The 23,951-nt window shown below is 65.2% G+C and carries 32 protein-coding genes; 27 read left to right on the forward strand and 5 right to left on the reverse strand.

Features of this window, described 5'->3' with window-relative positions:
• Positions 1 to 3: 3 nt before the first annotated feature.
• The 25 genes from BH95_RS12530 to BH95_RS12650 all read left to right on the forward strand — a co-directional run bounded on the left by BH95_RS12530 (position 4) and on the right by BH95_RS12650 (position 18,386).
• Positions 4 to 1,326 (forward strand): phage major capsid protein, encoded by a 1,323-nt coding sequence (locus BH95_RS12530; RefSeq protein WP_037182572.1) that lies wholly within the window; start codon positions 4 to 6, stop codon positions 1,324 to 1,326.
• 5 nt (positions 1,327 to 1,331) lie between these two features.
• The gene (locus tag BH95_RS12535; RefSeq protein WP_037182574.1) at positions 1,332 to 1,727 is read left to right on the forward strand and encodes a hypothetical protein; all 396 of its coding nucleotides are present in this window, start codon (positions 1,332 to 1,334) and stop codon (positions 1,725 to 1,727) included.
• Entirely contained in the window at positions 1,727 to 2,293 is a 567-nt protein-coding gene (locus BH95_RS12540; protein WP_037106164.1) for a hypothetical protein, read from the forward strand. The genes BH95_RS12535 and BH95_RS12540 overlap by 1 nt, the downstream gene beginning before the upstream one ends.
• The gene (locus tag BH95_RS12545; protein ID WP_037106161.1) at positions 2,290 to 2,604 is read left to right on the forward strand and encodes a hypothetical protein; all 315 of its coding nucleotides are present in this window, start codon (positions 2,290 to 2,292) and stop codon (positions 2,602 to 2,604) included. Before BH95_RS12540 ends, BH95_RS12545 begins: the two co-directional genes overlap by 4 nt.
• 4 nt (positions 2,605 to 2,608) lie before the next feature.
• Complete coding sequence (locus BH95_RS12550; RefSeq protein WP_037182577.1) at positions 2,609 to 2,869, forward strand: hypothetical protein; 261 nt, start codon at positions 2,609 to 2,611, stop codon at positions 2,867 to 2,869.
• On the forward strand, positions 2,866 to 3,267 hold the full coding sequence (locus tag BH95_RS12555) for a hypothetical protein (protein WP_052059149.1): 402 nt from the start codon (positions 2,866 to 2,868) through the stop codon (positions 3,265 to 3,267). Before BH95_RS12550 ends, BH95_RS12555 begins: the two co-directional genes overlap by 4 nt.
• An 86-nt stretch (positions 3,268 to 3,353) precedes the next feature.
• On the forward strand, positions 3,354 to 3,881 hold the full coding sequence (locus BH95_RS12560) for a hypothetical protein (RefSeq protein ID WP_052059148.1): 528 nt from the start codon (positions 3,354 to 3,356) through the stop codon (positions 3,879 to 3,881).
• A 3-nt stretch (positions 3,882 to 3,884) separates the two neighbouring features.
• Positions 3,885 to 4,187 carry a hypothetical protein gene (locus BH95_RS12565; RefSeq protein ID WP_037182579.1) on the forward strand — a complete coding sequence of 101 codons (303 nt, stop codon included), beginning with the start codon at positions 3,885 to 3,887 and terminating at the stop codon, positions 4,185 to 4,187.
• Positions 4,188 to 4,274: 87 nt separating this feature from the next.
• Positions 4,275 to 4,586 carry a hypothetical protein gene (locus BH95_RS12570; protein ID WP_037182581.1) on the forward strand — a complete coding sequence of 104 codons (312 nt, stop codon included), beginning with the start codon at positions 4,275 to 4,277 and terminating at the stop codon, positions 4,584 to 4,586.
• Positions 4,587 to 4,602: 16 nt separating this feature from the next.
• On the forward strand, positions 4,603 to 5,061 hold the full coding sequence (locus BH95_RS12575) for an HNH endonuclease (protein ID WP_157773087.1): 459 nt from the start codon (positions 4,603 to 4,605) through the stop codon (positions 5,059 to 5,061).
• A 20-nt stretch (positions 5,062 to 5,081) separates the two neighbouring features.
• Complete coding sequence (locus tag BH95_RS12580; RefSeq protein ID WP_037182585.1) at positions 5,082 to 5,525, forward strand: hypothetical protein; 444 nt, start codon at positions 5,082 to 5,084, stop codon at positions 5,523 to 5,525.
• A gap of 38 nt (positions 5,526 to 5,563) precedes the next feature.
• On the forward strand, positions 5,564 to 5,932 hold the full coding sequence (locus BH95_RS12585; protein WP_037182588.1) for a hypothetical protein: 369 nt from the start codon (positions 5,564 to 5,566) through the stop codon (positions 5,930 to 5,932).
• 17 nt (positions 5,933 to 5,949) lie between these two features.
• Positions 5,950 to 9,438 (forward strand): hypothetical protein, encoded by a 3,489-nt coding sequence (locus tag BH95_RS12590; protein WP_037182591.1) that lies wholly within the window; start codon positions 5,950 to 5,952, stop codon positions 9,436 to 9,438.
• A 5-nt stretch (positions 9,439 to 9,443) separates the two neighbouring features.
• Positions 9,444 to 10,388: a hypothetical protein gene (locus BH95_RS12595; protein ID WP_037106144.1), complete on the forward strand. Its 945-nt coding sequence runs from the start codon at positions 9,444 to 9,446 to the stop codon at positions 10,386 to 10,388.
• Positions 10,385 to 12,046, forward strand: coding sequence for a Gp37-like protein (locus tag BH95_RS12600; RefSeq protein ID WP_037185124.1), 1,662 nt, complete (start codon positions 10,385 to 10,387; stop codon positions 12,044 to 12,046). The genes BH95_RS12595 and BH95_RS12600 overlap by 4 nt, the downstream gene beginning before the upstream one ends.
• A 34-nt stretch (positions 12,047 to 12,080) precedes the next feature.
• Entirely contained in the window at positions 12,081 to 12,665 is a 585-nt protein-coding gene (locus BH95_RS12605; protein WP_037182595.1) for a phage gene 29 protein family protein, read from the forward strand.
• Positions 12,666 to 12,669: 4 nt separating this feature from the next.
• Positions 12,670 to 13,701, forward strand: coding sequence for a hypothetical protein (locus tag BH95_RS29065; protein WP_037106140.1), 1,032 nt, complete (start codon positions 12,670 to 12,672; stop codon positions 13,699 to 13,701).
• A gap of 110 nt (positions 13,702 to 13,811) precedes the next feature.
• On the forward strand, positions 13,812 to 13,994 hold the full coding sequence (locus BH95_RS29240) for a hypothetical protein (RefSeq protein WP_193748917.1): 183 nt from the start codon (positions 13,812 to 13,814) through the stop codon (positions 13,992 to 13,994).
• The gene (locus tag BH95_RS27825) at positions 13,994 to 15,076 is read left to right on the forward strand and encodes a hypothetical protein (RefSeq protein WP_052060058.1); all 1,083 of its coding nucleotides are present in this window, start codon (positions 13,994 to 13,996) and stop codon (positions 15,074 to 15,076) included. Before BH95_RS29240 ends, BH95_RS27825 begins: the two co-directional genes overlap by 1 nt.
• Before the next feature lie 43 nt (positions 15,077 to 15,119).
• Positions 15,120 to 15,704 (forward strand): holin, encoded by a 585-nt coding sequence (locus tag BH95_RS12625; protein ID WP_037182600.1) that lies wholly within the window; start codon positions 15,120 to 15,122, stop codon positions 15,702 to 15,704.
• Complete coding sequence (locus BH95_RS12630) at positions 15,704 to 16,093, forward strand: hypothetical protein (RefSeq protein ID WP_037106129.1); 390 nt, start codon at positions 15,704 to 15,706, stop codon at positions 16,091 to 16,093. Before BH95_RS12625 ends, BH95_RS12630 begins: the two co-directional genes overlap by 1 nt.
• Positions 16,090 to 16,530: a hypothetical protein gene (locus BH95_RS12635; RefSeq protein ID WP_037182602.1), complete on the forward strand. Its 441-nt coding sequence runs from the start codon at positions 16,090 to 16,092 to the stop codon at positions 16,528 to 16,530. Before BH95_RS12630 ends, BH95_RS12635 begins: the two co-directional genes overlap by 4 nt.
• Positions 16,531 to 16,543: 13 nt before the next feature.
• Positions 16,544 to 16,867 (forward strand): LtfC-like domain-containing protein, encoded by a 324-nt coding sequence (locus BH95_RS12640; protein ID WP_037182605.1) that lies wholly within the window; start codon positions 16,544 to 16,546, stop codon positions 16,865 to 16,867.
• 14 nt (positions 16,868 to 16,881) lie between these two features.
• Entirely contained in the window at positions 16,882 to 17,223 is a 342-nt protein-coding gene (locus BH95_RS12645) for a phage tail fiber protein (RefSeq protein WP_052059145.1), read from the forward strand.
• Positions 17,224 to 17,228: 5 nt separating this feature from the next.
• Entirely contained in the window at positions 17,229 to 18,386 is a 1,158-nt protein-coding gene (locus BH95_RS12650) for a hypothetical protein (RefSeq protein WP_037182607.1), read from the forward strand.
• A gap of 259 nt (positions 18,387 to 18,645) precedes the next feature.
• Here BH95_RS12650 and BH95_RS12655 read toward each other — a convergent pair whose 3' ends face one another.
• Positions 18,646 to 18,816 (reverse strand): hypothetical protein, encoded by a 171-nt coding sequence (locus tag BH95_RS12655; protein WP_157773089.1) that lies wholly within the window; start codon positions 18,814 to 18,816, stop codon positions 18,646 to 18,648.
• Positions 18,817 to 18,966: 150 nt separating this feature from the next.
• On the opposite strand from BH95_RS12655, the gene BH95_RS12660 reads away from it, so the two are divergent.
• On the forward strand, positions 18,967 to 19,191 hold the full coding sequence (locus BH95_RS12660) for a hypothetical protein (RefSeq protein WP_037106115.1): 225 nt from the start codon (positions 18,967 to 18,969) through the stop codon (positions 19,189 to 19,191).
• Between the two features lie 79 nt (positions 19,192 to 19,270).
• On the opposite strand, the gene BH95_RS12665 is transcribed toward BH95_RS12660, so the two are convergent.
• Genes BH95_RS12665 through BH95_RS12675 form a run of 3 tightly spaced genes read right to left on the reverse strand, consistent with a single transcriptional unit; the run spans position 19,271 to position 20,927 of the window.
• Positions 19,271 to 19,591, reverse strand: a complete 321-nt coding sequence (locus tag BH95_RS12665; protein WP_141216838.1) for a hypothetical protein — start codon at positions 19,589 to 19,591, stop codon at positions 19,271 to 19,273.
• A gap of 55 nt (positions 19,592 to 19,646) precedes the next feature.
• Positions 19,647 to 20,024 carry a hypothetical protein gene (locus tag BH95_RS12670; RefSeq protein ID WP_037182612.1) on the reverse strand — a complete coding sequence of 126 codons (378 nt, stop codon included), beginning with the start codon at positions 20,022 to 20,024 and terminating at the stop codon, positions 19,647 to 19,649.
• Positions 20,025 to 20,048: 24 nt separating this feature from the next.
• A complete protein-coding gene (locus tag BH95_RS12675) occupies positions 20,049 to 20,927 on the reverse strand; it encodes a tyrosine-type recombinase/integrase (protein WP_179275251.1) in 879 nt (292 codons plus the stop codon).
• Positions 20,928 to 21,109: 182 nt separating this feature from the next.
• Between BH95_RS12675 and BH95_RS12680 the strand changes: the two genes are divergently transcribed.
• On the forward strand, positions 21,110 to 22,255 hold the full coding sequence (locus BH95_RS12680; RefSeq protein ID WP_019665338.1) for an acyl-CoA dehydrogenase family protein: 1,146 nt from the start codon (positions 21,110 to 21,112) through the stop codon (positions 22,253 to 22,255).
• A 94-nt stretch (positions 22,256 to 22,349) separates the two neighbouring features.
• On the opposite strand, the gene BH95_RS12685 is transcribed toward BH95_RS12680, so the two are convergent.
• Positions 22,350 to 23,798, reverse strand: a complete 1,449-nt coding sequence (locus BH95_RS12685; protein ID WP_037182614.1) for an MFS transporter — start codon at positions 23,796 to 23,798, stop codon at positions 22,350 to 22,352.
• Positions 23,799 to 23,951 lie beyond the last annotated feature (153 nt).

Consider the following 23,951-nt stretch of genomic DNA (forward strand, 5'->3'; position numbering starts at 1 on the left):
GCAATGAATCTCAGGGCACTACTCAAGCAGGCGCTCGCACGTAAGTCCGAACTCCAGAAGATCGGCGGCGAACGCGAATTCACCGACGAGGAGCTGAAGGAGGCCGGCGAGCTCGCCGACAACATCAAGGAGCTCCGCGAGAAAATCGCGAAGCAGGACGAGATCGCCGCCAAGCTCAAGGGCATCTCGGACGACGCCGCCGACGCTGACTCGGACGACGACGATTCCGACGACAGCGGAGACGACGACGATAACGACGACCAGTCGACCGCCGACGCGGTGAAGAGCGGCCGCCGGATCGCAGTCCGGGACCGCAAGTCCTACGGTGAGCGGTTCACCAAGTCCGACCAGTTCAAGGCATTCAAGAAGGCGCACCCGTCGGGCGTCGGCAACGGCACGCCGATCGACACCGGCCGCATCAAGGTCGGCAGCATGGCGGACTACTTCGCTGGCCGCAAGGCGACGCTCAACGTCGACCTGGCGCGGATCCAGCCCGTGCGCATGCCGATGGTCGATCTCGTCGACCGGAACCGGTTGACGCTGCTCGACCTGATCGCCCGCGGAACGACCGGCGGCAACTTCGAGTACGTCCAGGTCCAGTCCGTCACCCGCAACGCCGCGATCGTCGCAGAGGGTGGACTGAAGCCGCTGTCGGACTTCCAGACCTCGATCGAGGACGCGAAGGTCTACACCTACGCAGACGGCTACGACGTCACTAACCAGCTCCTGTCCGACGGTCCGGCGTTCGCGTCGTACATGGACTCCGAGCTCGAGTACTCGATCGACAACGTGATCGAGGAACTGCTGCTCAACGGAACCGGTGTCAACGGCGTCCCCCGCGGACTGCTCAACACCACCGGCGTCCAGGAGGTCGACTACGCCGCCGGCGACGTCGCCGGCGGAGAGATCTCGCCGGCCGCCGCGATGGCGTTCGTGAAGGCCGCACGCCGCGGAATCACCCGCGTCACCCGCCGCGGTGTCGGCGGCAAGGTCGACGCCGTCCTGATCTCCCCGGAGATGGAAGAGGCGATCGACCTCCTGCAGGACGCCAACGAGCGGTTCTACGGGCAGGGCCCGTTCGGCGCCGGCCCCGGCACCCTCTGGGGCCGCCCCCGCGTCACCTCGGATCGCCTCGAAATCGAGCAGGGCATCCTCGGCGATTTCAAGCAGATCGCGCTCCTCGACCGCGAGGGCCTCACGGTGCAGGCCTTCAACCAGCACAAGGACTACGCGCAGCGGAACATGGTCTACGTCCGTGCGGAACTCCGGGCGGCGCAGGCGATCTGGAAGCCGAACCGTCTCGTCGTCATCGGTGCGGAGGTCTGATCGAGATGGTTGCACGCAAGCCGAAGATGGTCGTCATCGACGGGATCCGGTACCGGTCCGACGAGGCCCCGAAGCCAAGTCGGGTCGTTCCCGTCGTCGCAGAGGTCGAGCAGGAAGACGCCACGACTGTGCTGTCGACGACCGGCACGATCCCCGTATCGACCGCATCGGAGCCCACCGAGACCGAGTCGGCCGGCACCCCGCCCGCAGCCGGCGACGTGACCGAGGCTGACGGCGACACCGAGGAGGAGGCGACCGCGGTGACCGAGAAGTCGACCGAGGCAACCGAACCGAAGAAGGCGGCACCGGCGAAAAAGACCGCGCCGGCCGCACGGAACAAGGCCCGCCAGCCTGACGAGACCGGCGGCGCGGGCGCGTCGCAGGGAGTGGAGACGAAGTAATGACAGGAGCAGAGCCCACCGTGCTGGGGCCGATCGTCACCGTCGAAGAGTTCCAGGCGTTCACGGACGCTGAGGACTTCACGCAGTACCGACTCGACCAGGCAATCGGCGCGATCCGCGACTACTGCGGATGGCACATCGCCCCATCGTTCCGGCAGACGCTCGTCGTCGACGGCAACGGCCGGCGGACTCTGCTCCTGCCGTCTCTGCACGTCACCGACGTGCACCTCGTGTCCGAGTCCGGGACGATCCTCCGAATCGACGACCCGACAGAGACCGAAGTCGGCGACGTCGAATGGTCACAAACCGGCGAGCTCGTGAGCGGCCGGCCATGGACCGAACGGAAACGCGCCGTCCTGGTCGACCTCACCCACGGGTTCCCCGAGATCCCCGACGTCGTCATCGGCGTCGTTCTCGACATGGTCGCGCAGAACCTCGCGACACAGCCGGACGAGCTACCCGAGAAGATCGGGCCGTTCGAATGGCAGGGTTCGCAGGGAGGTACCGCATTGTCGGGTGCCGCCCGGGCCGCCCTCGCGAAGTACGTGGTCGGTGGTCGCGCGTGAGAGAACTCGTCACGCGCGTCCGCCGCGGTGGAGGCCTCGACCGATTTCAGAACCCGCTACCGGCCGACACGTCCCGCGTCCCACTGCACCCACACGCCGTCGAACCTGGCGCCAACGACGAATACCGCGACCGAGGCCGCAACGGCGAGACCGTCAAGTTCACCCTGTATTTCGTCGGCGCCGTCAACGTCCAAGACGACGACCGGATCGAGATCCGCGGCGAGGAGTACTCGGTGCGGGTCCTCGACTGGCGGTCCCCGCGGACGCGCCGCAGGGGAATGGTCGTCCTCGCATCGAACGAGAGTGGGTGATCGCATGGCAACCCCTCGCGTCCAGCTCAATCGCGCAGTCGTCGGCGAGATCCTCAAGTGGCCGTCGGTCGCAGCGCTCGTCAACCAGACGGCGCGGAGCATTGCCGGCGCGATCGAGGACGTCGACGAGGACGACATGGAAGTGCAGGAGTACAGCACCGACCGCTCCGCAGCGAGTGTGTGGGTGCCGGCCGAAGCGCAGGCCCGCGACGGTGCACTCACACGCGCCGCCGCGCGGGTCGGGCTCGAGGTGCGCCAGCGATGACCGAAGAGCTCCGCACCCCAGGGCAACTGATCCGCCCGATCGTCGAGTTCTACGACGAGCACCAGCCGAAGTTCGGCGCCGGAGTCACCGTCGGGCACGGGCTACTCGACGGGTGGACGACGGCGCATCCGCCGCACGTCGGCGTGTTCGACGACTCCGGCCCGATGGACTGGCCGATCACCACACAGCCGCAGCTCCGCGTGACTGTGTGGGCGGCCGGGTACGACGAGGCACGGCGCATCGCCGGACTCTGCCTCGGCCTGGTCCTGACTCAGCGCATCCCCGGAATCGCTCAGGTACTTCCCGGCGCATCATTGCTCGACGCCCGCGACTCCCGAACCGGTGGGCAGATGGTTTCGTTCACTGCCCGCACGCGAATCCGCACCGCGACGGTGTAATTCGCTCGATCCCCTGCCCGTCTCTCGGGTGGGTCGAACCCGCACATTCCCGATTCATCATCCCAACCCGAGAGGGGACTATTGCTGTGCGCAATCCCGACAACACCAAGATCTGGATCAACGCGTCCGTCCGTGTCGCGTTCGGTCTGACTCGACCCGACCTTCCGCTGACGATCGACGACGACTGGGACGAAACCGATTGGCCCGAGGTCGGCATCCTCGACGGCGAAGACGGTTTCGGTGAGGAACGCTCGTCCAACGAGACGAAGCATTACGGCTGGGGCATCGGCCTGATCCGCATCGGTACAAGTCAGTTCGAGCTCGCTCGGACGTTCTCGCCGTTGGAGAACAACGCCGTGACGAAGCAGATCATTTTCCCGGGCTCGACGGCGACGAAGGTCAAGATGCCCAAGCCCGTCCACGCGTGGCTTGCGTTCGAGACCGATTCGGATCTCGACGACAAGGAACGTCTGTTCACCACACGCCGGTCCCGTCTGTGGGTGCCGGCGAACAACCGCAACGAAACCGACATCACGAAGTGGGAAGTCAACGCGAACGTGTTCGCGGATGGCGCCGACGACGTGTTCGATCGCCAGGCATTGGAGGCCGCGTAGATCATGGCTGTACGAATCGAATACACGGAGGCACGCGGTAAACGTGAGGCCGGCGAGCAGATCGCCGTCGACGACAATTCCGCGAAGGTCCTCGTCGAAGACCTGAAGGTCGCGAAGTACCTCGACCGGGAGAATCCCGCCGACGAGGTCCCGGCCCCCGAGGAGCTGACCCCGGTCGCCGAGCAAGGCGTCACCGAGACGGTGACCGCGGACCCTCCACCGATCCAGACCGTCGACGGCGAGGTGGTCGAACCGGCCGCTGACGTCGTCGAGGACAAGCCCGCCCGCAAGCCGAGGGGCGCATAGACGACAGGCGGCGCGGGGTTCCTGTGCGGGTTCACCGCGCCGCCTGTCTCCCTCTCAGAGCCCGCACACCGACAGAAACGAACCCGCATGCCAGCAATCCCACCCGAGTCCGCGCTACGCGCCGCAGCGTTGCGCCTGGGGCTCGCAACCGACGACGCCGGCAACTACCCGCCGAGCATCCGTAAGAAGCTCGCCGCGGCCGTCGTCGAAGCCGACAAGGAACTCGCCGCGACCGCGAAGGCGCAGCCGAACGGCACCACCGCCGAGCAGCTCCTCGCGTTCCACGACGAACTCACCGAGTCCCGCCTGTCCGAAGAAGACGTGCGCGCACTCACCCTCGCAGTCGCACCGGCGCTCGTCCGCCGGCAAGGCCTGCACACCAAGCGCGCTGATGGATAGCGCAACGCTTGAAAGCGTGCGGGACCGCATTATGTCGAAGTGCCAACCAGGCACCGGCAAGTTCGCCGACTGCCTCGAATGGGTCGAGTACCGCGACAAGGACGGCTACGGCCGGACGACCGTTCGCGGGCAGAAAGACGGTGCGCACCGCGTCGCCTACCGCGTGCACGTTGGACCCATACCGGACGGCAAGCGCGTCCTGCACACCTGCGATAACCCGCCCTGCATCAACCCCGATCACCTGTTTCTCGGAGATCCTGTGGACAACACGAGAGACATGATGACGAAGGGCCGCAACAGAATCAGCCTCGGTGCACGCAACGGATTCGCGCGGGTCACTGAGGGGCAGGTGCTCGAACTACGCAGTCTCTACGCGACCGGTGCAACCACCTACCGCGAACTGGCAGCGAAGTTCGGTCTATCGATCGGCGGCGTCGCGGACATCGTGAAGCGCCGCAACTGGAAACACATCTGACGAAGGAGAACCCGCACACCATGACCACACGTAAGAGCACCGAAGTGATCGACGGCGAAGTAGACGAGCCGACGAACATCGCATCGAAGCGTGCACCAGCGAAGAAGTCGACGACGCGCCGCGCACCCGCCAAGCGCGCGCAGCCGCACAAGCCCGCCGGAGTGAAGCAGCCGCAGGACCACAAGAAGTCCGCCGCGCAGCGTGAGGCCGAGGGCGTCGAAACGATCACCGTCACGTGGGAGAAGCTCGAATTCGAGATCGTCGCCGACCCTGACGAGTGGGACTTCTGGACTGTCACGCAGCCCCTCGCCGCTGGCAATCACGCCGTCGGCCTGATCGGACTTCTCGGGCCGCAACAGTCGATGAAGCTCCGCGCCGCTCACCCACGCCTGACGAACCCGCAGGCACGCGACCTGTTCGAAACGATCAACAGGGCCGTCGTGGAGATGTCGACGGGAAACTGATCAACCTCCTCCGATTCCTCGAGGAACACGCGGATCTGGTGGAAGCGGACCTGTCCCGCTACCACCGGATCCGCTACTCGGATCGGTGGAGGTTCGACGAGGACGGTTGCCGGCGACTCACGATCCGGGAGATCTGGGTCAGAATCCAGGAACTCCCGCCGACGTCCCGAATCGTCAAGCACTACAACGACGGCAAGCCCCGGTGGACCGACAACGATTACATTCTGTCGCACATCTGGCAGGCCCTCACGCGGAAGAAATACCCGCTGACGCCGAAGCCGCCGAAGCATCTGCAGGGCGTCGACCGCCGCGAAACCGCAGACCGCGCGCGGATCCGCGCGAAACGCATCAAGGCGAAACGCAAACGCGAGCTGGCAGGCCGGAAAGGCCGCGGCACAACTGAATAGAGATTGGTGGTGGTCCCGTGTCGGACGCGATCGGTTATGTACCCCTGCAGATCATCCCGTCGATGCAAGGTATCGGCGGGAACCTCACAGCAGGGTTCGCGCCGTTCGTGTCCGCCGGCCGCCAGGCAGGACAGGACGCAGGCCGTGCCGCAGCTTCGGGCGTGGAGGCGGCCCGCGGTGACGTCGAGAAGGCATCCTCGGCGCTCGCGAAAGCGCGCGACAAGGAAGCCGACGCCGCCGGCAAGGTCCGCGTAGCCGAGGAGAAGGTCAACGAGCTCCGCGAACGTGGCATCACCAGCGGATCGCAGTACACCGCCGCAGTCGAGCGTCTCGCGACCGCGAACCGCAACGCGCTCCGCACCACCGAAGCCGTCACCCGCGCCCAGAACGATCACGCCGCCGCGGAGGAGCGCGCAGCCAACGCCACCGACGACGCCGAGCAGAGCACCAGTCGATTCCGGGAAGGCCTCGGCAGGTTCAGTAGCTCCATCGACGACAACGCTAAGCGCCTCGGCGCAATGGCGATCGCAGCCGCCGGCGTCGGATCCGCCATGGAACTCGCAAACCAGGCCATCGCCGCAGACTCGCAAAACAACCTCCTGACCGCGCAGCTCGGACTCGATCCCGCAGAATCGGCCATGGCCGGACAGCTCGCCGGTGAGCTCTGGTCGCAGAACTTCGGCGGCTCGATGGAGGACGTGAACACCGCAATCTCAGCGGTCGCGTCGACCCTCGGAAACTTCACCGACGACGGATCCGCCTACATCGGCGAGCTCACCAAATCCGCAATCGTCCTGTCGGACACCTTCGGTGTCGACGTCGCCGAATCCACGCAAACCGTGAACAACATGATCCGCAACGGATTCGCGAAAGACGGCGTCGAAGCGTTCGATCTCCTCGCCAAGGGAATGCAGTCCGTCCCCGCCGCAATGCGCGGCGAAATCCTGCCGGTCATGGACGAATACGCCGTGTCGTTCGCGGCCGCGGGTATGTCCGGTAGAGACGCGATGGGCGTCGTCGTGAACGCCGCGCAGGGCGGCCAAATCGCCATGGACAAGGCCGGCGACTCGATCAAAGAATTCATCATCCGGGCCACTGACATCGGAGACGTCGCCGCTCAAGACGCGATCAAAGGTCTCGGCCTCGACGCTACCCAGATGGCAACAGACTTGCTTGCCGGAGGAGAGGCAGCAGGATCAGCTTTCAATCAGATTGTCGGCGGACTGCAGAAGATCGAGAGCCCAACCGAGCAGGCCGCGGCGTCTGTCGCGATCTTCGGCACACCATTAGAAGATCTATCTAAGAACAAGATTCCCGAATTCCTTGGGCAGCTCGGCAACGGAGCTTCCGCGATCGGTGACTTCGAGGGGACCACCTCGTCGATGGGCGCCACCCTTACCGAGGGGCCGGCCGCTGGTTTCGAATCGCTGAAACGGTCACTTCAAGGCGGATTGATGGAGGGACTCGAATCCGCCGCTACATGGGTGCAGAACAACATCGGTGTCGCACAGGGCCTCGCGGTCGGATTGGGTGTTCTCGCAGCCGCCTATGTCGCGGCGCGCGTCGCAGCGGTCGGCTACGCCGTTGGGCAGGGGATCGCCGCTGTCGCCTCAGGATCCGGCGCAGCAGCGCTGGCAGGAAACACCATTGCACTGGGCGCCTACACCATCGCATCGGGAATCGCGCGCGGCGCGACAGCGGTCGCCACTGGTGTGCAGTGGGCTTTCAACGCTGCACTATCCGCGAACCCGATCGGTCTCATTGTCATCGCGATTACAGCTCTCGTCGGTGGCCTGATCTGGTTTTTCACCCAGACCGAGATCGGGCAGAAAATCGTCACCGGCGCGTGGAATGCGATCAAAACCGGGTGGGATTGGCTGTACGGCGCCCTGTCGACCGGGATCTCCGCTGTCGGTGACGCCCTCGGTTGGATGGGCGACAAGGCCGGCGAGGTGAAGGACTGGATCGTCGGCAAGCGGAACGACATGGTCGGGTTCGTCACCAGCCTCCCGGGGAAGATCTCCTCGGCCGCGGCCGGAATGTGGGACGGAATACAGAACGCGTTCAAGGGCGCGATCAACTGGATCATCCGCGCGTGGAACTCCCTCGAATTCCGTATCCCAGGGTTCTCCGTGGGACCGGTCAAGTGGGACGGATTCACCCTCGGGCTGCCGGACCTGCCGTACTTCCGTGACGGCGGTCCGGTGTCAGGTCCGGGCACCTCGCGTAGCGACTCGATCCTGGCTCGGCTGTCGAACGGTGAGTTCGTCGTCCCGGCACGGGGTGTCAACGACGCGACAATGCCGCTCCTCGAAGCGATTCGAGGAGGGTGGGTGCCGTCGCCTGGATTCCTCCACGCGATGGTCGGCGGGTTCGGTGCACTCGCCACTCGAGGCGAGTACGACGGAGCACTGTCGAAGGTCGGCATCGAAGAAGATCACCCGATCGTCTCCGGTGTGCTGGACCTCCGATCGCTCCTCGGATTCGCAGACGGCGGTCTCGTCACGGCCGACCAGCTGAACAAGTTCCCCCGCGAAAACGGTTTGGAAGGAGCGGTTTACGACTGGGGCGGTGTCAACTGGGGCGATTGCTCGGGCGCTATGTCGGCACTCGCGAACTTCGCAGTCGGACGGGATCCGTTCGGTTCGAGGTTCGCGACGGGCAACCAGGCCGAGGAGCTCGCCGCGCGCGGGTTCAAGCCTGGTCTGGGGCCGGCGGGTTCGTTCAACCTCGGTTGGTACAACGGCGGACCGTACGGCGGCCACACGGCCGGAACCCTGCCCGACGGAACGAACGTCGAGATGGGTGGCGCACGCGGTGACGGTCAGGTCGGTGGCATGGCTGCCGGCGCGGCCGACTCGATGTTCACCGATCACGCGCATCTGCCTCCTGAGTTCTTCCTCGGCGGTGACCCGAACGTGTCGGGTGGCGCCGGTGGTGGGTCGTTCGCAGGCATGCCGTCCGGTTCGGTCGGCAGCGGAGGCTCGCTGTCCGGCGGCGGCGGTGGTGGTGGAGCAACGGGTATCGGCGGCACCTTCGGTGGCGGCAACGCCGGCGAGGTGAAGATCGCCGGCGGTGACGCGCAGCCGGTGTGGGTCACGAACTGGCCGGCATCAGGTGGTTCGTTCTCGGCTCCGGTGGATCCGATGGCCACTGACGGTGCGCAGATGAATTCGACGTCTATCGCCGACGTCGCTCCGCCCGACAGTGCTCCGCTCGGTGGCGGGTCCGTGGATGAGCAGTACCAGGGGCCGACCGGTGAGGACGTCGGGGCGATCGGGACGGACTTCGCGAAGGCGAACGTCGACCAGTTCCTCTCGGATCTCGGATTGTCGTCGAGCCCGGGCGGTTTGCTCGGCGGTCTCATTGCGGCCGTCGACGAGCTTCGACCCATCGTCGAGGAGCACGTGCACTACCACGTCGACAGTGCACGAGAAGCGGTGCGCGAGCACACATCAGCGCAGCGCGAGAAGGCGCTCGGCTACAACACCGGACGGAGGGGATAGCGCCCGTGTACATCGACAATCGGAAGAGCAAGACCGTCATCGAGTACGAAAGCCCTGACGGTCAATGGTTCACGCTCACGGGCCCCAACGCTGGGGACCGGGGCGTGATCCTCACCTCCGACATCGAGAATTTCTACGACGTCGGTATGGAGTCGATCTGGAATGAAACCGCGTTCGGGCGCGGTGCTCGCTTCGGCGGGCACCGCGTACCGGCTCGGCGGATGAAATTCTCGGTCGATATTTCCGACTACAACGGTCTCGATTGGGAGACCAACGACTCGGAGTGGGGGAAGGCCTGGGCGATCGACCGGCCCGGGAAACTGTGGGTCACGAAACGCAGGTCTCGACGGTGGTTGACGGCGCAGCTCGAAAAGGAGCTGCTCACCAAGTTCCTCGACGACCCGGAGCAGACACAGGGCGAAGGCTGCATCGTCTCCACGATCTCCGGGGACCCGTACTGGTACTCGGATCCGTTGCGGTACAAGTGGACTTCGCCGACGTCGACTCTCGCTCTCGACGCCACAACGGAGACGGGATACAAGCAGAACACCGACCTGCTCCGCAGGGTCCGCAACAACTCGTGCATCGAGACGTGGCCCGTGTGGCAGATCATCGCCCCCGGCATTCCGACGGTCCCGGACTGGTCGTTCGGTGACAATCGCGAAAACCGGGCCGTCGAAGACGCGCACCGCAACGTCGAGCTCGCCGAGCTCGTCGCCGGCGAGCACCTCAGGATCGACACCGACCGGGCCGCGTGGGGCGGCATGTACAACACCGCCAGCAAGACGCCCTACTCGTACCGGATGAAGATGATCCAGTTCTGCTACCCGTTCCCGAAGGGCATGGGGCCGATCGACTTACCCGTCTCATTCAGCAAAGCACCGGCAGGCGTGTCGATCGAACTGATCGTGCCTCAGCCGTGGCCCCGGCCGTGGGGAGGGCAATCATGACAGCAGCAGCAGTCGTCGACGACCTCGACTACGACCGGATCTTCGAAGAGATCACGGACAACCTCAAATCGGACCAAGAGCGTCGGCTACGGCCGGCGCTCGTTCGTTTATGGGACGGCGATTGGAACCTCCGCGGCATCTGCACCCAGGAGAACGCCGCCTCGTTCCAACTCATCGACAACGAAACCGGCATCGGGTCAATCGAACTGCCCGAGGGCTACTACCTGTCGGACTGGCTCGTCGACGTCGATGCCCGCGGCACGACGAACGTGTTCATCACCGTCGACAAGGACGGTCTCCGCTGGTCGGGGATGATGGAGGAGTTCGAGCTCGTCCACGACGAGATCGGCAAGTCGTTCGTGAAGGTCATCTTCAAGAACGACTACGAACACCTGAAACACATTCTGGCGTGGTCGAATCCGTGGCTTCCGGCCGAGGTGCAGTTCCCCCGCCTGTGGCTCGCGTTCGGCTCCGCGAAGTTCGTCTGCAAGACAACGCTCCTCGCGAACATCATGCGGCTCGAATCGTCGGCGTGGATGCTGCCGGACAATCCGCTCGACGCATCGCAGTGGTTCAACTTCAACCAATCGACGTGGAGCATGGTCGTCAAACCGACCCTGCCCGGTGAGGTCGATCGGTCACTGCCGGCGCTGTGCCACTCCCGATTCAAGACAATCCACGAGGCGACCCGGAAGATCGTCGCCGACGCGCAGTTGTCGTGGGTCGCGCGCCGTTACCTCGAAGGCGACCCGCCGCCGTGGCCCGGAGCGAAACTCCGTCACGGCTGCCTCGTCTGGGACCTTGTCGACAAGTCCGGGTTCAACACCGGGACGTCGTTCCGCGGCAACATCTTCTCCGGCATTTTTTCGGAGATCCTGAAGATCGGCTCGGATGGTCTGACGGAGAACGTCGAGCAGATCCCCGACCCGAACGTCCCCGATTCGTACTTCGAGCCGAAGCACCGCGGCACGCACCCGTCGATGCCCGCTGTCGTGTTCTACGAGTCCGAGAAGACCGGCACGTTCCGAACGTCGTTCAAGCACAAGCCCGCAACCGATATCCAGTCGGTCGCAGGCGGGTCGTCGGCACCCGGCGTCAACGAGGCCATCAAAGCGGCAGTGACCATGATCGGCGATCTGACCGCGATGATCCCCGGTGTCCCTCCACTCGGCGGGGTCGCGGACGCATTGTTGGCTCCGCTGTACACCGATGTGTTCTTCGCGTTCGGGGCCTGGAAGAGCCCGCAGCGCGCGCAACGGCTCGGGTGGTCGCACTACCACGAGAGGTTCGCGCAGGGCGCCGACAAGGCCTACACCCTGGCGTACGTCATCGCTCAGCGCGCGGCGATGTACGAGTCCCGCGAGCAGACACGCTGCACCTTCACGATCACCGACGGCAGCCCGTGGCGTATCGGTGAACGCGGGTTCGGTGACTTCTCGATCGGCGATCGCGTCGGATTCACCATCCGCGGCCCGAAATCGCTGTACGGCCGCATCTTCGTCGAGCAGGTATCCGAGCTCACCCTCGCGTGGGATCGGAAGACGACGCCGGCATGGCAGATCAAGATCGGATCCCGCGAACCCGAGGATCCGATACTCCGCGCATTCCAAGACCTACAGGACTTCTTCGGGATTCTGCAGGACCTCGGTGTGCTCTAACCCGTCAATCACTCACGCACAGGAGAGATTACGCATGACACAGCCCGCCCTGCCGACACCGGAGAACATCGATCCGGACAACCCGCGGCAAGCACTGCAGCCTGTCCTGATCGATCTGCCGATGATGGGTCAATCGATCACGCCACCGATCGACGGGCCCGAGGGTGGCACGATGGGCAACTGGTCGGAGACGCTGTACGAACGCGGTGTGCGGTGGCATCCGGAACTGGCGACGAAGAAGTTCCGGCCACCGCCCCGCGGCCCGCAGCACCTCATGAACTACACGTCCGGGTGGGTCGACAAGGACGAACCGGACCCGGAGCCCACCGAGCTCGTCGACCTGTCGCAGTTCTCGGCGTACGAAAACCAGTTCCACGCCGAGCAGCTCTACAACATGGGCATCAGTCACGACCCCGGCTCGGCACCGAAACTCGCCGAGCCGGCCGTGCGGAACGGGCCGGCGTTCAACCCGAATGAGCACAACGTCAACTACGTCCTCGGCTATCTGGACAACGTGGCCCGCAACGGTGACGAGGCCGAGATCCGGCGTGTGCTAGCGCTCGAGATGACGTCGAAGAAACCGCGGACGTCGATTCTCAGGAAGTACCCCGGGAGGTAGCAAAATGACAACAGGTGCACCGGGAGTCCCGGTACCCGGCGGCTCGTACACCGTCCGCCCGGGTCAACGATGGGGCCAGGACGAAACACCCGACGGCGTTCGACAGAAGACACGAAATCCACCGCTCAACGGGTACGGCAGGGCTCAGGACAACCTTCGTGGAGAGGGTGGCCTACTTGGCCAAATCATCGGCGCGTTCACGGGCGGCAAGTTCTTCAACCTCGGCGGCGCATCGACGTGGGGCGGCGAGATGGACGAACGCGTCACCGAGCACGCCGGATCGATCGAGGGAATTGAGGCCCGTGTTACTGCGCTCGAAGAGGGCGGGACCCGCACCGTCTACAGCTCGAACGGTGTGTGGACCAACCCGGGGACGGGGTCTGTCTTTGTGGCATGCATCGGGGGCGGGCAGGCTGGCGAAAACACCATTTCCAACAGACCAGCGGCGCCAGGGACGCACGGCGGGTTTGTCGCACGCGAGATACCGTGCTCCGAGCTACCGGACACTGTCCCAATCACTATCGGTGCGGGCGGCACAGGAAACTTCCAGTACGGCGGAGTGACGTCCTTCGGCACCTTCGTAACCAGCATTCCCGGAACACCCGGGGCAATCCTCACGACGCAGGGAGCTCTGAACTCAGCCTCATCGCCAGGCGTGGGCGGCGCCGGAGGGTCCTGGGACAGCGTCAATGGCGGCGCGGCGACCCTCGCTATGCCTGGAGGCGCGACACCACTCGCTGCAGGCGGCACAAGCGGACAGAACAATGCGTCGTCGATGGCCGCGCTGACGGGAGGACCCGGCGCGTCTGTCCCGGTGACGTCGCCAACCCCCTGTGGCGGCGGCGGCGGAGGTGGCGGCGGCTACAGGTCGGCCGCATTCACAGATCCCGGGCCCGGCGGCGCAGGTGGGGCACCCGGCGGCGGAGGCGGCAGCGCGGGTAGTAAAGGCGGCGCCAACGGGGCCGCAGTGGCATCTGGTGGTCCTGGAGGGAATGGCCGCATGTACATCATTCACAAACCGGGAGCCGCAACATGATTGCAACGCTCATCGCGTCAGAGCTCGCCAACTGGAACAGTGACGCGCGACTCTATCGCGCGGAACCGGCGATTGACGGTCACCACTATGTCGTCGTCGAAACATGGCCCATGAGCAAGCAATTCGACGCAGAAACCCACGTGTACGCGGCTTGGCCGAACGGCGGCGCGGTAGCGCACCCGGACGGAGGCCTCTCGCCGCAACGCCGCTACATCGGCGTTTTCTCGCACGACGAAGCTCTAGCCGAGCTCGGCTACCAGGTCGTCGAACCCACACCCGCACAGGAGGACTGATGCGCACAATCTCACGGACGCAGGTCGACGCGACCCGCGCCTACATCTGGTCGAAGAACGGCCTGCCCTACGCGTACGGCGGCAGCGGCAACCCCGGCGGTGACTGCTCCTGGTTCGCGTTCGCTGTCGCAGCGCACGTGCAGGGCATGAAAGCCAACCGACGCTACGGTTCCACCGAGAACTGCAACCGCCCCGGACGGTACGGCGCCACCGCAACCGGAGACGCCGCGCAGCTCGGACTCATCCACGTCGCGAAGGCCTCCGACGTCCCCGCGAACGCACTCGTGAAACTCGGGTTCATGCACGGCGGAGGCGGCTACAACTCTCACGTCGCCGGCACATTCGACGGCCTCAACTTCGAGTCCCGCGGCATGTACCGCAACGTTTCCGGGCACGTCGTCGCCGGCACTGCCCGAGCATGGAACGACCCACTGTTCCACGACTTCTGGTACCTGCCGGCCGTCGTCGGCGCCGGCAACCCCGACGACTTCCCGCTGCCCGCTGGCTGGTGGTACGGGCCGAAGGAAGGGCCCGAACAGTCCGTGTCCGGGGAGGCCGGCGAACCCGAATACCAGATCGCCGGGATCCGTCACATGCAGGCGAAGCTCGGGATACCGCAGACCGGCCGCTGGCGTGACGCCCAGCCCGCGATCTCGGCGCTGCAGCGCACCGACCCGACGCTCACGCCGGACGGCACCGTCGGACCGAAGACGTGGGCGCTGATCATGCGCCTCGGAACACCCACCACACCAGGAGGAAACGCACCGATGACACCAGCAGAAGCCGCCGCACTGCAGTGGGGCGCACCGCACAAGGTCCGCCAGCAGTCACCCGAGGGCCGCAACTACGTCAACGTCAAGGACGGCGAGATGTGGGGCCGCGCCGGCCTCGCCGACGTGTGGAACGAAGTCGTCTGGGACGGCTACAAGTCTCACGTCGAGGGCGACGACCGCGCGGCGTCGCTCGTGTTCTGGGTCCTCGAGACCCACGCCGAAGCCGTCAAGACACGCGAGCTCGTCGAGTCCCTGCAGGCCCGGTTCGCGTCCGGCGACACCCGGCAGCAGCCCGCCGAATCCGTCTGACCCCAGCATCCACCCTGCACAACTCAACAGAGAGAAGCGAACAATGCCTGATTCCGAAACCACGGTCACCGTCCACGCCGAAGTCGGATCGATCTCGATCGACACCCGCGCGTTCTGGCTCGACCTCCTCGACCGCGGCGTCAAGACGTTCCTGCAGAACGTCCTCGTGTTCCTCGGCGCCGGCGCGACCCTCGTGTCCGTCGCGTGGCCGGCGGCCCTGTCCGCAGCCGGCCTCGCGACACTCGTGTCCGTGCTGCTCGCGTTCGTCGCGTCAACACAGCTCACGTCCGGCAACTTCCTCATCGACCTCGGTGACCGCGTCGCCCGCACCTTCGCCGGCAGCCTCGTCGCCGCGATCCCCGCGACCGGCGGGTTCGCTGACGTCGCATGGAAGGACGCTCTTACAATCGCCGCCACCGCAGCGGTCATCTCCGCTCTGACCTCACTTGCGTCGTTCAACATCGGTGCCACCAAAGGACTCCCGTCGACGGCACCCGTCGCACTGCCGGTAGTGGTCGACGTCGAACCTGAGACTGTCACCGACACCGAGTACAACGCGGGCACCCTCGGCGAGCCCGGCGGCCCGGTCCCGTACGACGACAGCGGCCGCCACTCCGCGGACAACTGATGCTCGGCACCCGACTGGCGGCGGGAACGGCCGGAATCATGGGGATCTGCGTCGGCGCGCTCTACCTCGGGCCGTCGCAGCTCGTCCGCCGCCCACTCCCACCCGACCAGATCAACCTCGTCGTCTACGTCGAGCAAGCCGGCCCCTGGTGGGTGCTCCTCTTCGCACTCACCGGGCTCTGGCTCATCGTCTGCGCAGTCCGCAAAACCGGATTCGTCATCGCGCACGGACTCTCCGTAATCGTGTGGATCTTCTACGGCGGCGCGATCTTCGCCGGCGCCTGGTTCTCCGAACCACCGACACCAATCCTCGCAGCCACCATCGCGGTATTCGTCGGACTAATGAACGCTGCACTGGCCTTCGGTGCAGCAGAGAGGGGATATAGGTGATTGCGCTCCTCGCGTCGTCGGTGACTATTGCCGCAGAGCCCGTACTGACAGCCGAAAACGTCGGCGTCGCATCGGCACTCATCACGGCGATATTCGCCGGCGTCGCGACAATCATCGGAGCTCGCAGCCGAAACAAGCTCGACGCCCTCGCCCAAGCGATCAAGGAACGCGACGAAGCCCGCGAGGAACTCGCCGCCGAAAAGGAAGCCCGGAAGGTCGACCGCGCCGAAATGCGGGCCGATCACGACGTCGAGATCGACCGACTCCGCGGCCGGGTCCGCGAACTCGAAGCCGACGTCGACGATCGCAACCGGCGAATCAACAAACTCGATCGACTCGTCCTCGCCTTCCGCACCTACGTCGCCCGCCTCACCGGCCGCCTCGCCGACAACAACATCGCACTACCCGACAAGCCCGACGACCTGAGAGACGAGTAGGAGGTCCCACCCCATGACGACCGGACTCGGATTTCAACCACCACGCGGGCTGCCACTGCACCTGTCCGCGCAGCAGGACTTCATCCACGAGGAGGAACACCCGACGACGCAGTGGCCGGCGGGCACCTCGGCGCGCATCGTCTTCGCCAACGGTGGCCCCGTCTGGTCCGCGACCGTCGCCGGCAGGTTCATCACCTGGCGCGTCGAATCGACCGGCACCACAGCGGTACTCGTACCCGACGGCACCGAGTACCGCGCTTACCTCACCCTCCCGCGTGAAGGCGGGCTCACCGACGACTGGCTGTGGTTCCTCGGCCAAGTCCGCCGCACCGACTGAAAGGCTCCACAGCAATGCCACTGACACCACAGACCCGAGAAGACATCGCGATCTACACCGGCACGATCGGCACCTGGATCTCGCTGCACACAGCCGACCCCGGCACCTCCGGCGCCAACGAAGCCACCGGCGGCGGCTACGCCCGCAAGCAGACGACCTGGACGGGCGGCGCAGTCGACGGCACCCTCGCAGGATCCGCCGTCACCATTCCCGTCGCGGCCGGCACCTACGCGTGGGCCGGGATCTGGTCAGCTCAGACGGGCGGACGATTCGTCGGATCGATCCCCATCGCGTCGACGCAGCTCGGCGCCACCGGCGAGATCGTCGTGACACCGACGGTCAACGCGACCGGGTAACGGCGATGCTCGCCACCCTGCCCGCGCCGACACGGAACGGTGGAGCACGGCTGCCGGCGGTGTCACGTGGACGAAGCGGTCCACCGACACCGTCGCGGCGCGTCCTGTACGGCGACGTCCTCCCACCACTGCCGGCGCTGAGGTTCCAAGTCGCAGCGGACTTCGCCGTCGTCGTCAGGCAAGAGGTCGAGCTCCGGGTCGTCGCCCGCGTCGCAGCAGTCCTGGCGGTCGACGTCGACGCCTCGGCGACTGCACGCGCGGATGGCGGCACGAAGGACGTCGACGCAGACCTCACCGTCACCGTCACCGTCTCGGCGACCGTCCGCGTCCGGTACCGGCGCACAGCGGCCGTGAACGTCGCAGTCGACGCCTCAGCGCGCGCAACGGCACTCGCACGCGCAGACCTCGCACTCAATGTCACAGCGGCCGCCACGCAGTACGCACGCGCCAACGTGGCGGCCGCGCTGAACATCGCTTCGACAGTGACAGCCGAGATCGTCGCGATCGGCGGATCGATCCCCGTCGACGCCGTCCTCAACCTGGCCGTCACACCGTCGGCCACAGCGCTCGCACGGATCTACCGCGCCGCCGCCGCGACCGTGACCGTCGACGCGACAGCGGAACGACTCATCCGCATGCGCGCCGCAGCGGTCCAGGACGTGGCGATCGCGGCGACCGCGACTGTCCGGGTTCCGGTCAAGGCCGACCTCAACATCACAGTCACACCGACAGCTACAGCGCGTCTCGCCTTCGACAACAGCGGCATGACGAAGAACGGAACCCAGCTCGTCGCGTCCACGTCGTCGTCGGCGATGGCGTACACGCTCCTGACGCCGTGGTCGATTCGCGCCGGGTTCGGCACGACGCTGATCGAGGACAACGGCATACGCGTCCCCGCCGGCGTGACGGTGAACATCACGTACCGGGTTCCGTTCGACGCCCAGCCCGGGCCGTCGAACTGGACGTACTCACGGTTGACGAACGACGGCGTCGAGATCCCCGGATCCGTCGTCTACAACACCGGCTACAGCACCGCGGGGGCGATCACCCTCACAGGTCTCGTCGGCACTGGCGGCATAGTTCGCGTCGAGGCCCTCGGCAACGGAACCGCTTCGCGCCGCACGGTCACGGCTGATGCGTTCCTCGAGATCATCCGAGCATGACGAAAGCGCCCCACCCTCAACCGAGGGTGGGGCGCTTTCGGCGCGTCTGCAGTTGGGTCTAGTCGCCGCGATAGATCTCCCGGCTCGGACGTCGCGCCTTCGCGAGCTCGAAGGACACCACTCCGCCCACAGCTCGCACTGACTCAACGACAACACGGACAGCTTCACGTAGTCGGTTCATGTCCAGCACCGTACCTTCGCCTCATTTCGCGTCGTGGATCTGCTCTTGGGGTTGCCTCCGGCCCGGAGGCCCCGCCCCCTATCGGGGGGCGAGGCGGGCGAACATTGCGGTGCAGAGTTCGCGTCCGGCGGTGGCGTGCTCCGTCTCGGCTGCTGTCCGGGCGTTCTTGGCGGCGGCGTCGAGGTCGGCTGCTGCTCGGTAGAGGAAGGTGGTGAGGCGGGCGGCGGTGCGGGGGGCGGTGGTGTTCATGTTGTCTCCTTGTTTCTGTTTCCCTGACAACAAGAACATTACCGTGTCATACGGATAAGTGCAACACCTATCAACAACTGGCAGAACGTGATTCGCACGGCGCCAACGAAGAGGTATATATCCGTCCGGAACTGGGTTACGATCACGCCCATGACCAAGCGCTACCTATCCAAACGGCAGTTCGCCGAACGCATCGGAGCCGCCGACCACACACTCAGCGGATACAAACTCCCATCACCCAACGTCACCATCGGGCCCGTCAACGACGACGGCACCCTGCCCCGAGGAACCGTGCAGGGCTGGACCGAGGAGCGCATCGACGAGTGGCACGCCAACCGCCCCGGCCGCGGCGCGCGAACAGACATCAAACGCTAGACACGACAAAGCCCCGACGGGACAAGGAAACTTGTCAGGGAAACCCAACCCGTCGGGGCTCGTCGAGCGTACAGGGCAACTAGCCGAAGTACGCGTTCGCGATGTTCCACGATGCAGCGCCGATGCCAGCGCCGGCGAGGCCGCCGATCACGGCGCCTGGGATGGCGCCGACGACAGCGAACGGCAGGCCTGCGAGGCCGCCGAGCACTACACCAATCGCAGCACCTATCCCGGCGCGGGCTTCGAGGGTGTCGCCGGGGGGAAGAGCAACCGGGTTGACCTGGACACTGCTACCCGCGGCTGGTGCGGGCAAGGGCTCTGCGGCGGCGACGGACGCGCCACCGAACATCAGCATGACGGCGGCGATGACTGCTACTACGGCTTTCACTGAAGGGGTCACTTTCTTGGGTCGGACAGTAACGACTCAGTAAAGCAGACCGCCTTCCCGGATTGCCCTACTTCGCGTCGTCGATCTGCTGCTGTGTCGGCCAGCCCGCGCGCAAGCACGCTTGCTCGAACGTGCCCGTTCCCATCGGCCAGCCCTCGGCGTTCGTGTTCGCTGCCCGGGCCAGCACCTCGCCGGCGTCCTTCAAGTCGGGGCGTGACTGTGCCGCCCACTCGTTCACCGTCCGCGCGAACTCGACACGCGAGCTCGTGTCGTCGGCGTCCACGTCATCGCGGCCGTTGATGTAGTCCTCACACGCGAGGAACTCCGCGTCGCTCATCCCGTTCGCCTTCGCGAGATCCTCGGCAACGCTCCGATCCGAGCCCGAGGAGCATCCGGCGATGAGCGTAAGTGCGGCAAACCCGGCCGCGATAAATGTCCGTTTCATGCGCCGACCGTAACCGACGCGGTACTACGTTGGCACGTTCGCCTTGCGCGTCGCCGTCTGTCGCTTCTTCATGGCCGCCAGACCGGCGCCCAACCTGTCGACGTCGCCGGCGCCACGCCGTGCGCTGTGTGCGACGTACTGAGTCGTGGTCGCCAGGCTCGAATGTCCGAGCGCGTGCTGCACGTCTCGGACGTCGGCCCCGAGATCGCACAGTGCGGTCGCGAAGCGGTGACGGAGTGTGTGCAGCGTGTACGGCAAACCGACGCCTGCGAGGTGGCGAGACGAAACCTGGGAGACCCGATGCGGTCGGAGCACCTCGCCGTCACGTCCCCGGAACAGCCGACCACGCTGGTAGCTGATGAGTGCGAGCTCGGCGTACACCTCGGGTGCGATCCGCACGACCCGCTCGTAGCCACCCTTGCCGTGGACCTTCAGGTAGGCGCCACCGTCGTCGGCCTCGCGTAGATCCCCGCGGTCGATTCTGCTGATCTCTCCGGCACGGAGTCCGCTGTAGCCTGCCAAAAGAAACCAGCAAAACAGTTGATGGTCGTGACGCGCAGTGGCTAGCGCAACCTCGAGATCCTTCTCAGGTATCGGCCGAGGAACACGTGGTTTGATCTTCGGCATCACGAGGTTGCGGGTCGGGTTGACCGTGATGTGGTCCATGTCCGACAGCCATTCGTACAGGGCCCTCACGTGAGACGTGTAGGTGGCGATGCTCGATGTGCACACGCGAAGACTCCTCTGCCAACGGTCCAGATCCTCGTACGTCGCGTCGACCATGGGCTTGCCGATGTAGTCGCTGACGCGGCCGAGGATGCGCCGTCTCTGATAGATGGTCTCTTCGCTTGCGCCTAGTCGGCGGAGGTGTGCGAGGTGTCCGGTGATCGCTGAATCGCTCATGTCTAAACCTTTACCTGAGGATTTTGACGTCACACCAGAATTATTTTCCATCGTTTCCACATCGTGTCCCGCGGTGGAAGGGGCGCCCTGAGCTGCGGTTTTTACCGAGCAGGCGTGTTGTTGGATCGTTATACCGGCGAGTATTGTGCAGACGAGAATTACCGTTACCGGAAGGAACACACATGAAGCGCTCCCTGTTCGAGGACGACCACGACGCGTTCCGCGAATCCGCCCGAGAATTCGTCACCCGCACGATCGCGCCCCGAGAAGAGAAGCTCATCGAGCAGCGCTTCATCGACCGTGACATCTGGCTCGAAGCCGGACGCAACGGCTTCCTCGGCCTCGAAGTACCGGAAGAGTACGGCGGCAGCGGCGCCGACGACTACCGATTCAACGCAGTCCTCGGCGAGGAACTCGCACGATCGAGCGCGGCGGTCGCGTCGTGCTTCGGGATCCACTACGACATCGTCGCGCCGTACCTCGTCAAGCTCACCACCGAGGAACAGAAGAAGCGCTGGCTCCCCGGGTTCTGCAGCGGTGAACTCCTCACCGCCATCGCGATGACGGAACCGTCCGGCGGATCGGACCTCGCCGCATTGAAGACCACCGCCGTCAAGGACGGCGACGACTTCATCATCAACGGCTCCAAGACGTTCATCACCAACGGCAACAGCGCCGACCTCGTCATCGTCGCTACCCGCACGACGCCCGAGAAGAAGGCCAAGGGCATCACGCTCTTCGCCGTCGAGAACGGCACCGAAGGCTTCTCTCGCGGCCGCAAACTCGACAAGGTCGGCCAGCCGGAATCCGACACCGCGGAACTCTTCTTCGAGAACGTCCGCGTGCCGTCGTCGAACATGATCGGCGAATTCGACGGTGGATTCATCCACATGATGCAGCTGCTGCCGCAGGAGCGCATCAGTTGCGCCGTGGCCAACCTCGGGCAGACACGGCCGATCCTGGAGGAAACCATCCAGTACGCCAAGGACCGCAAGGCATTCGGTCAGCCCATCGGATCACTGCAGTGGAACAAATTCCTGCTCGCCGAGCTGGTCACCAAACTCGATGTCGCACAGGCATTCGTGGACAACTGCATCGTCGCGCACGGCAAGGGCGAGCTCACCGCCATCGACGCGGCCAAGGCCAAGTGGTGGACGTCCCAGGTTCAGAACGAAATCCTGGACCACTGCGTGCAGCTGCACGGCGGCTACGGCTTCATGAACGAGTACCGCGCCGCCCGGGCATGGAAGGACGCCCGCGTCAGCAAGATCTGGGCCGGGTCGAACGAAATCATGAAAGAGCTCATCGGCCGCGATCTCGGGCTCTGACCTGTGTGAGTCGAAATGCTTGTGTGAGTGGAAATGTAGGCCCTGGGGCAGGAGCGGAGCCTGCGGAGCGACCCGATGGGACTGTCATTTCCACTCACATAGGCTTGAACGCAGGCCTGGCGTAGAACGAGACCGCCACCATGCCGAGCAGCAGCACGATGGCCGGCAGAATCAACGACTGCGCCATGGCCGTGGAGAACCCGTCACGGAGCATTTCCGGTACACGACCGCTGAACTCGTTGGCACCGGCCGCGTCGGAACCCGGAATTTCCACAGCCAACCGAGACTGGATGAGGGCGCCGATACCCGCACTGCCCAGGACCGATCCGATCATTCTCGTCGTGTTGTAGACACCGGCGCCTGCGCCTGCCTGAGACAGCGGGAGATTACGAGTCGCCGTGGCCGCCAACGGCGACCAGATCAACGCGTTCGCCACACCCATCAGCGCAATGGGAATCAGAAGCTTCCAGATTGCCGTGGTCGGCGTCATGAGTACGGCCAATGCGAGCAGCGATATCGCCAGCAACAACAAACCGGTGCCCGCGATGTAGCGGGGATGGATTCGGTCCACCAGCTTTCCGACGTTCGGCGCCAGAGCCCCCGTCAGCACGGCCATCGGAACGAACAGGATGGCAGAGCGCGTCGGGCTCAGTCCGGTCACACTCTGCGCATAGAACATGAACGGCAACATCATTCCGGCCGTCGCGAAACCCATTGCGGCGATACCGATGTTGGACAGCGAAAAATTACGATCCTTGAACAGCGCCAGTGGAACCAGCGGCTCGTTGCGGTTCTTGGCCTGCCAGTACACGAACACCGCGAAGACCACTGTCCCGGCGGCGATCAACGACCAGACGCGGCCGTCCCAGTCGAACCGCTGCCCCTCCTGGATCCCGAACACGATGGCGAACAACGCCACCGCGCTGAGCACCACACCGAGGATGTCGAACTTGTGCTCGTTGGTCGGCAACACCGGAACGAACCTCAGCGCCAACACGATGGCGACGACCCCCACCGGCACGTTGATGAAGAAAATCCACTCCCACCCGAGCGAATCGACGAGCACGCCGCCGAGAATCGGCCCGACGAGCGTCGCGACCCCGGCCACCGCACCCCACGCACCCATCGCCGTCCCGCGCTTGTCCGCAGGGAAGATTCGCGTGATGACCGCCATGGTCTGCGGGGTGATCATCGCTGCGCCCACACCCTGCACCGCACGAGCCGCGATCAACATCTCGATCGAACCCGACAGACCACACCACACCGACGCCAGGGTGAACACCACAAGGCCCGCGATGTAGAGATTCCGAGGTCCGAACCGATCCCCGAGCCGACCGGTCACCAAAAGCGGTACGGCATAAGCCAACAGGTACGCACTGGTCACCCAGATGACATTGTTGATATCGGTCTGCAAACCGTCGAGAATCGCTGGCTGCGCCACCGCAACAATCGTCGTGTCGACGAGAATCATGAAAAAGCCGAGACACAGCGCCCACAGCGCAGGCCACGGCTTGATCTCGACCGGCGCACTCTGCGTCGTCATCGTCTGTCCCCCGTCGGTTCATCGCCTGAGGTGACCGAACGTGACGTTCGGTCACTTGGAGTGACCGAACGGTTCATTCGGTCCCCGATGACAATGCCACCACAGCGAAGTCGGCACGCAAAGAGGCCGGGCACTCGGAGCGAACTCCGTGTG

The sequence above is a fragment of the Rhodococcoides fascians A44A genome (assembly GCF_000760735.1).
In the GTDB taxonomy this organism is placed as follows: Bacteria; Actinomycetota; Actinomycetes; order Mycobacteriales; family Mycobacteriaceae; genus Rhodococcoides; species Rhodococcoides fascians_E.

What these genes read in the sequence shown, in the direction of transcription:
- BH95_RS12530 (WP_037182572.1), top strand. Translation starts at nt 4, where the DNA reads ATGAATCTCAGGGCACTACTCAAGCAGGCGCTCGCACGTAAGTCCGAA.
- BH95_RS12535 (WP_037182574.1), top strand. Translation starts at nt 1,332, where the DNA reads ATGGTTGCACGCAAGCCGAAGATGGTCGTCATCGACGGGATCCGGTAC.
- BH95_RS12540 (WP_037106164.1), top strand. Translation starts at nt 1,727, where the DNA reads ATGACAGGAGCAGAGCCCACCGTGCTGGGGCCGATCGTCACCGTCGAA.
- BH95_RS12550 (WP_037182577.1), top strand. Translation starts at nt 2,609, where the DNA reads ATGGCAACCCCTCGCGTCCAGCTCAATCGCGCAGTCGTCGGCGAGATC.
- BH95_RS12555 (WP_052059149.1), top strand. Translation starts at nt 2,866, where the DNA reads ATGACCGAAGAGCTCCGCACCCCAGGGCAACTGATCCGCCCGATCGTC.
- BH95_RS12565 (WP_037182579.1), top strand. Translation starts at nt 3,885, where the DNA reads ATGGCTGTACGAATCGAATACACGGAGGCACGCGGTAAACGTGAGGCC.
- BH95_RS12570 (WP_037182581.1), top strand. Translation starts at nt 4,275, where the DNA reads ATGCCAGCAATCCCACCCGAGTCCGCGCTACGCGCCGCAGCGTTGCGC.
- BH95_RS12580 (WP_037182585.1), top strand. Translation starts at nt 5,082, where the DNA reads ATGACCACACGTAAGAGCACCGAAGTGATCGACGGCGAAGTAGACGAG.
- BH95_RS12600 (WP_037185124.1), top strand. Translation starts at nt 10,385, where the DNA reads ATGACAGCAGCAGCAGTCGTCGACGACCTCGACTACGACCGGATCTTC.
- BH95_RS12605 (WP_037182595.1), top strand. Translation starts at nt 12,081, where the DNA reads ATGACACAGCCCGCCCTGCCGACACCGGAGAACATCGATCCGGACAAC.
- BH95_RS29065 (WP_037106140.1), top strand. Translation starts at nt 12,670, where the DNA reads ATGACAACAGGTGCACCGGGAGTCCCGGTACCCGGCGGCTCGTACACC.
- BH95_RS29240 (WP_193748917.1), top strand. Translation starts at nt 13,812, where the DNA reads ATGAGCAAGCAATTCGACGCAGAAACCCACGTGTACGCGGCTTGGCCG.
- BH95_RS27825 (WP_052060058.1), top strand. Translation starts at nt 13,994, where the DNA reads ATGCGCACAATCTCACGGACGCAGGTCGACGCGACCCGCGCCTACATC.
- BH95_RS12625 (WP_037182600.1), top strand. Translation starts at nt 15,120, where the DNA reads ATGCCTGATTCCGAAACCACGGTCACCGTCCACGCCGAAGTCGGATCG.
- BH95_RS12630 (WP_037106129.1), top strand. Translation starts at nt 15,704, where the DNA reads ATGCTCGGCACCCGACTGGCGGCGGGAACGGCCGGAATCATGGGGATC.
- BH95_RS12640 (WP_037182605.1), top strand. Translation starts at nt 16,544, where the DNA reads ATGACGACCGGACTCGGATTTCAACCACCACGCGGGCTGCCACTGCAC.
- BH95_RS12645 (WP_052059145.1), top strand. Translation starts at nt 16,882, where the DNA reads ATGCCACTGACACCACAGACCCGAGAAGACATCGCGATCTACACCGGC.
- BH95_RS12650 (WP_037182607.1), top strand. Translation starts at nt 17,229, where the DNA reads ATGCTCGCCACCCTGCCCGCGCCGACACGGAACGGTGGAGCACGGCTG.
- BH95_RS12655 (WP_157773089.1), bottom strand. Translation starts at nt 18,816, where the DNA reads ATGAACACCACCGCCCCCCGCACCGCCGCCCGCCTCACCACCTTCCTC.
- BH95_RS12660 (WP_037106115.1), top strand. Translation starts at nt 18,967, where the DNA reads ATGACCAAGCGCTACCTATCCAAACGGCAGTTCGCCGAACGCATCGGA.
- BH95_RS12670 (WP_037182612.1), bottom strand. Translation starts at nt 20,024, where the DNA reads ATGAAACGGACATTTATCGCGGCCGGGTTTGCCGCACTTACGCTCATC.
- BH95_RS12675 (WP_179275251.1), bottom strand. Translation starts at nt 20,927, where the DNA reads ATGAGCGATTCAGCGATCACCGGACACCTCGCACACCTCCGCCGACTA.
- BH95_RS12680 (WP_019665338.1), top strand. Translation starts at nt 21,110, where the DNA reads ATGAAGCGCTCCCTGTTCGAGGACGACCACGACGCGTTCCGCGAATCC.
- BH95_RS12685 (WP_037182614.1), bottom strand. Translation starts at nt 23,798, where the DNA reads ATGACGACGCAGAGTGCGCCGGTCGAGATCAAGCCGTGGCCTGCGCTG.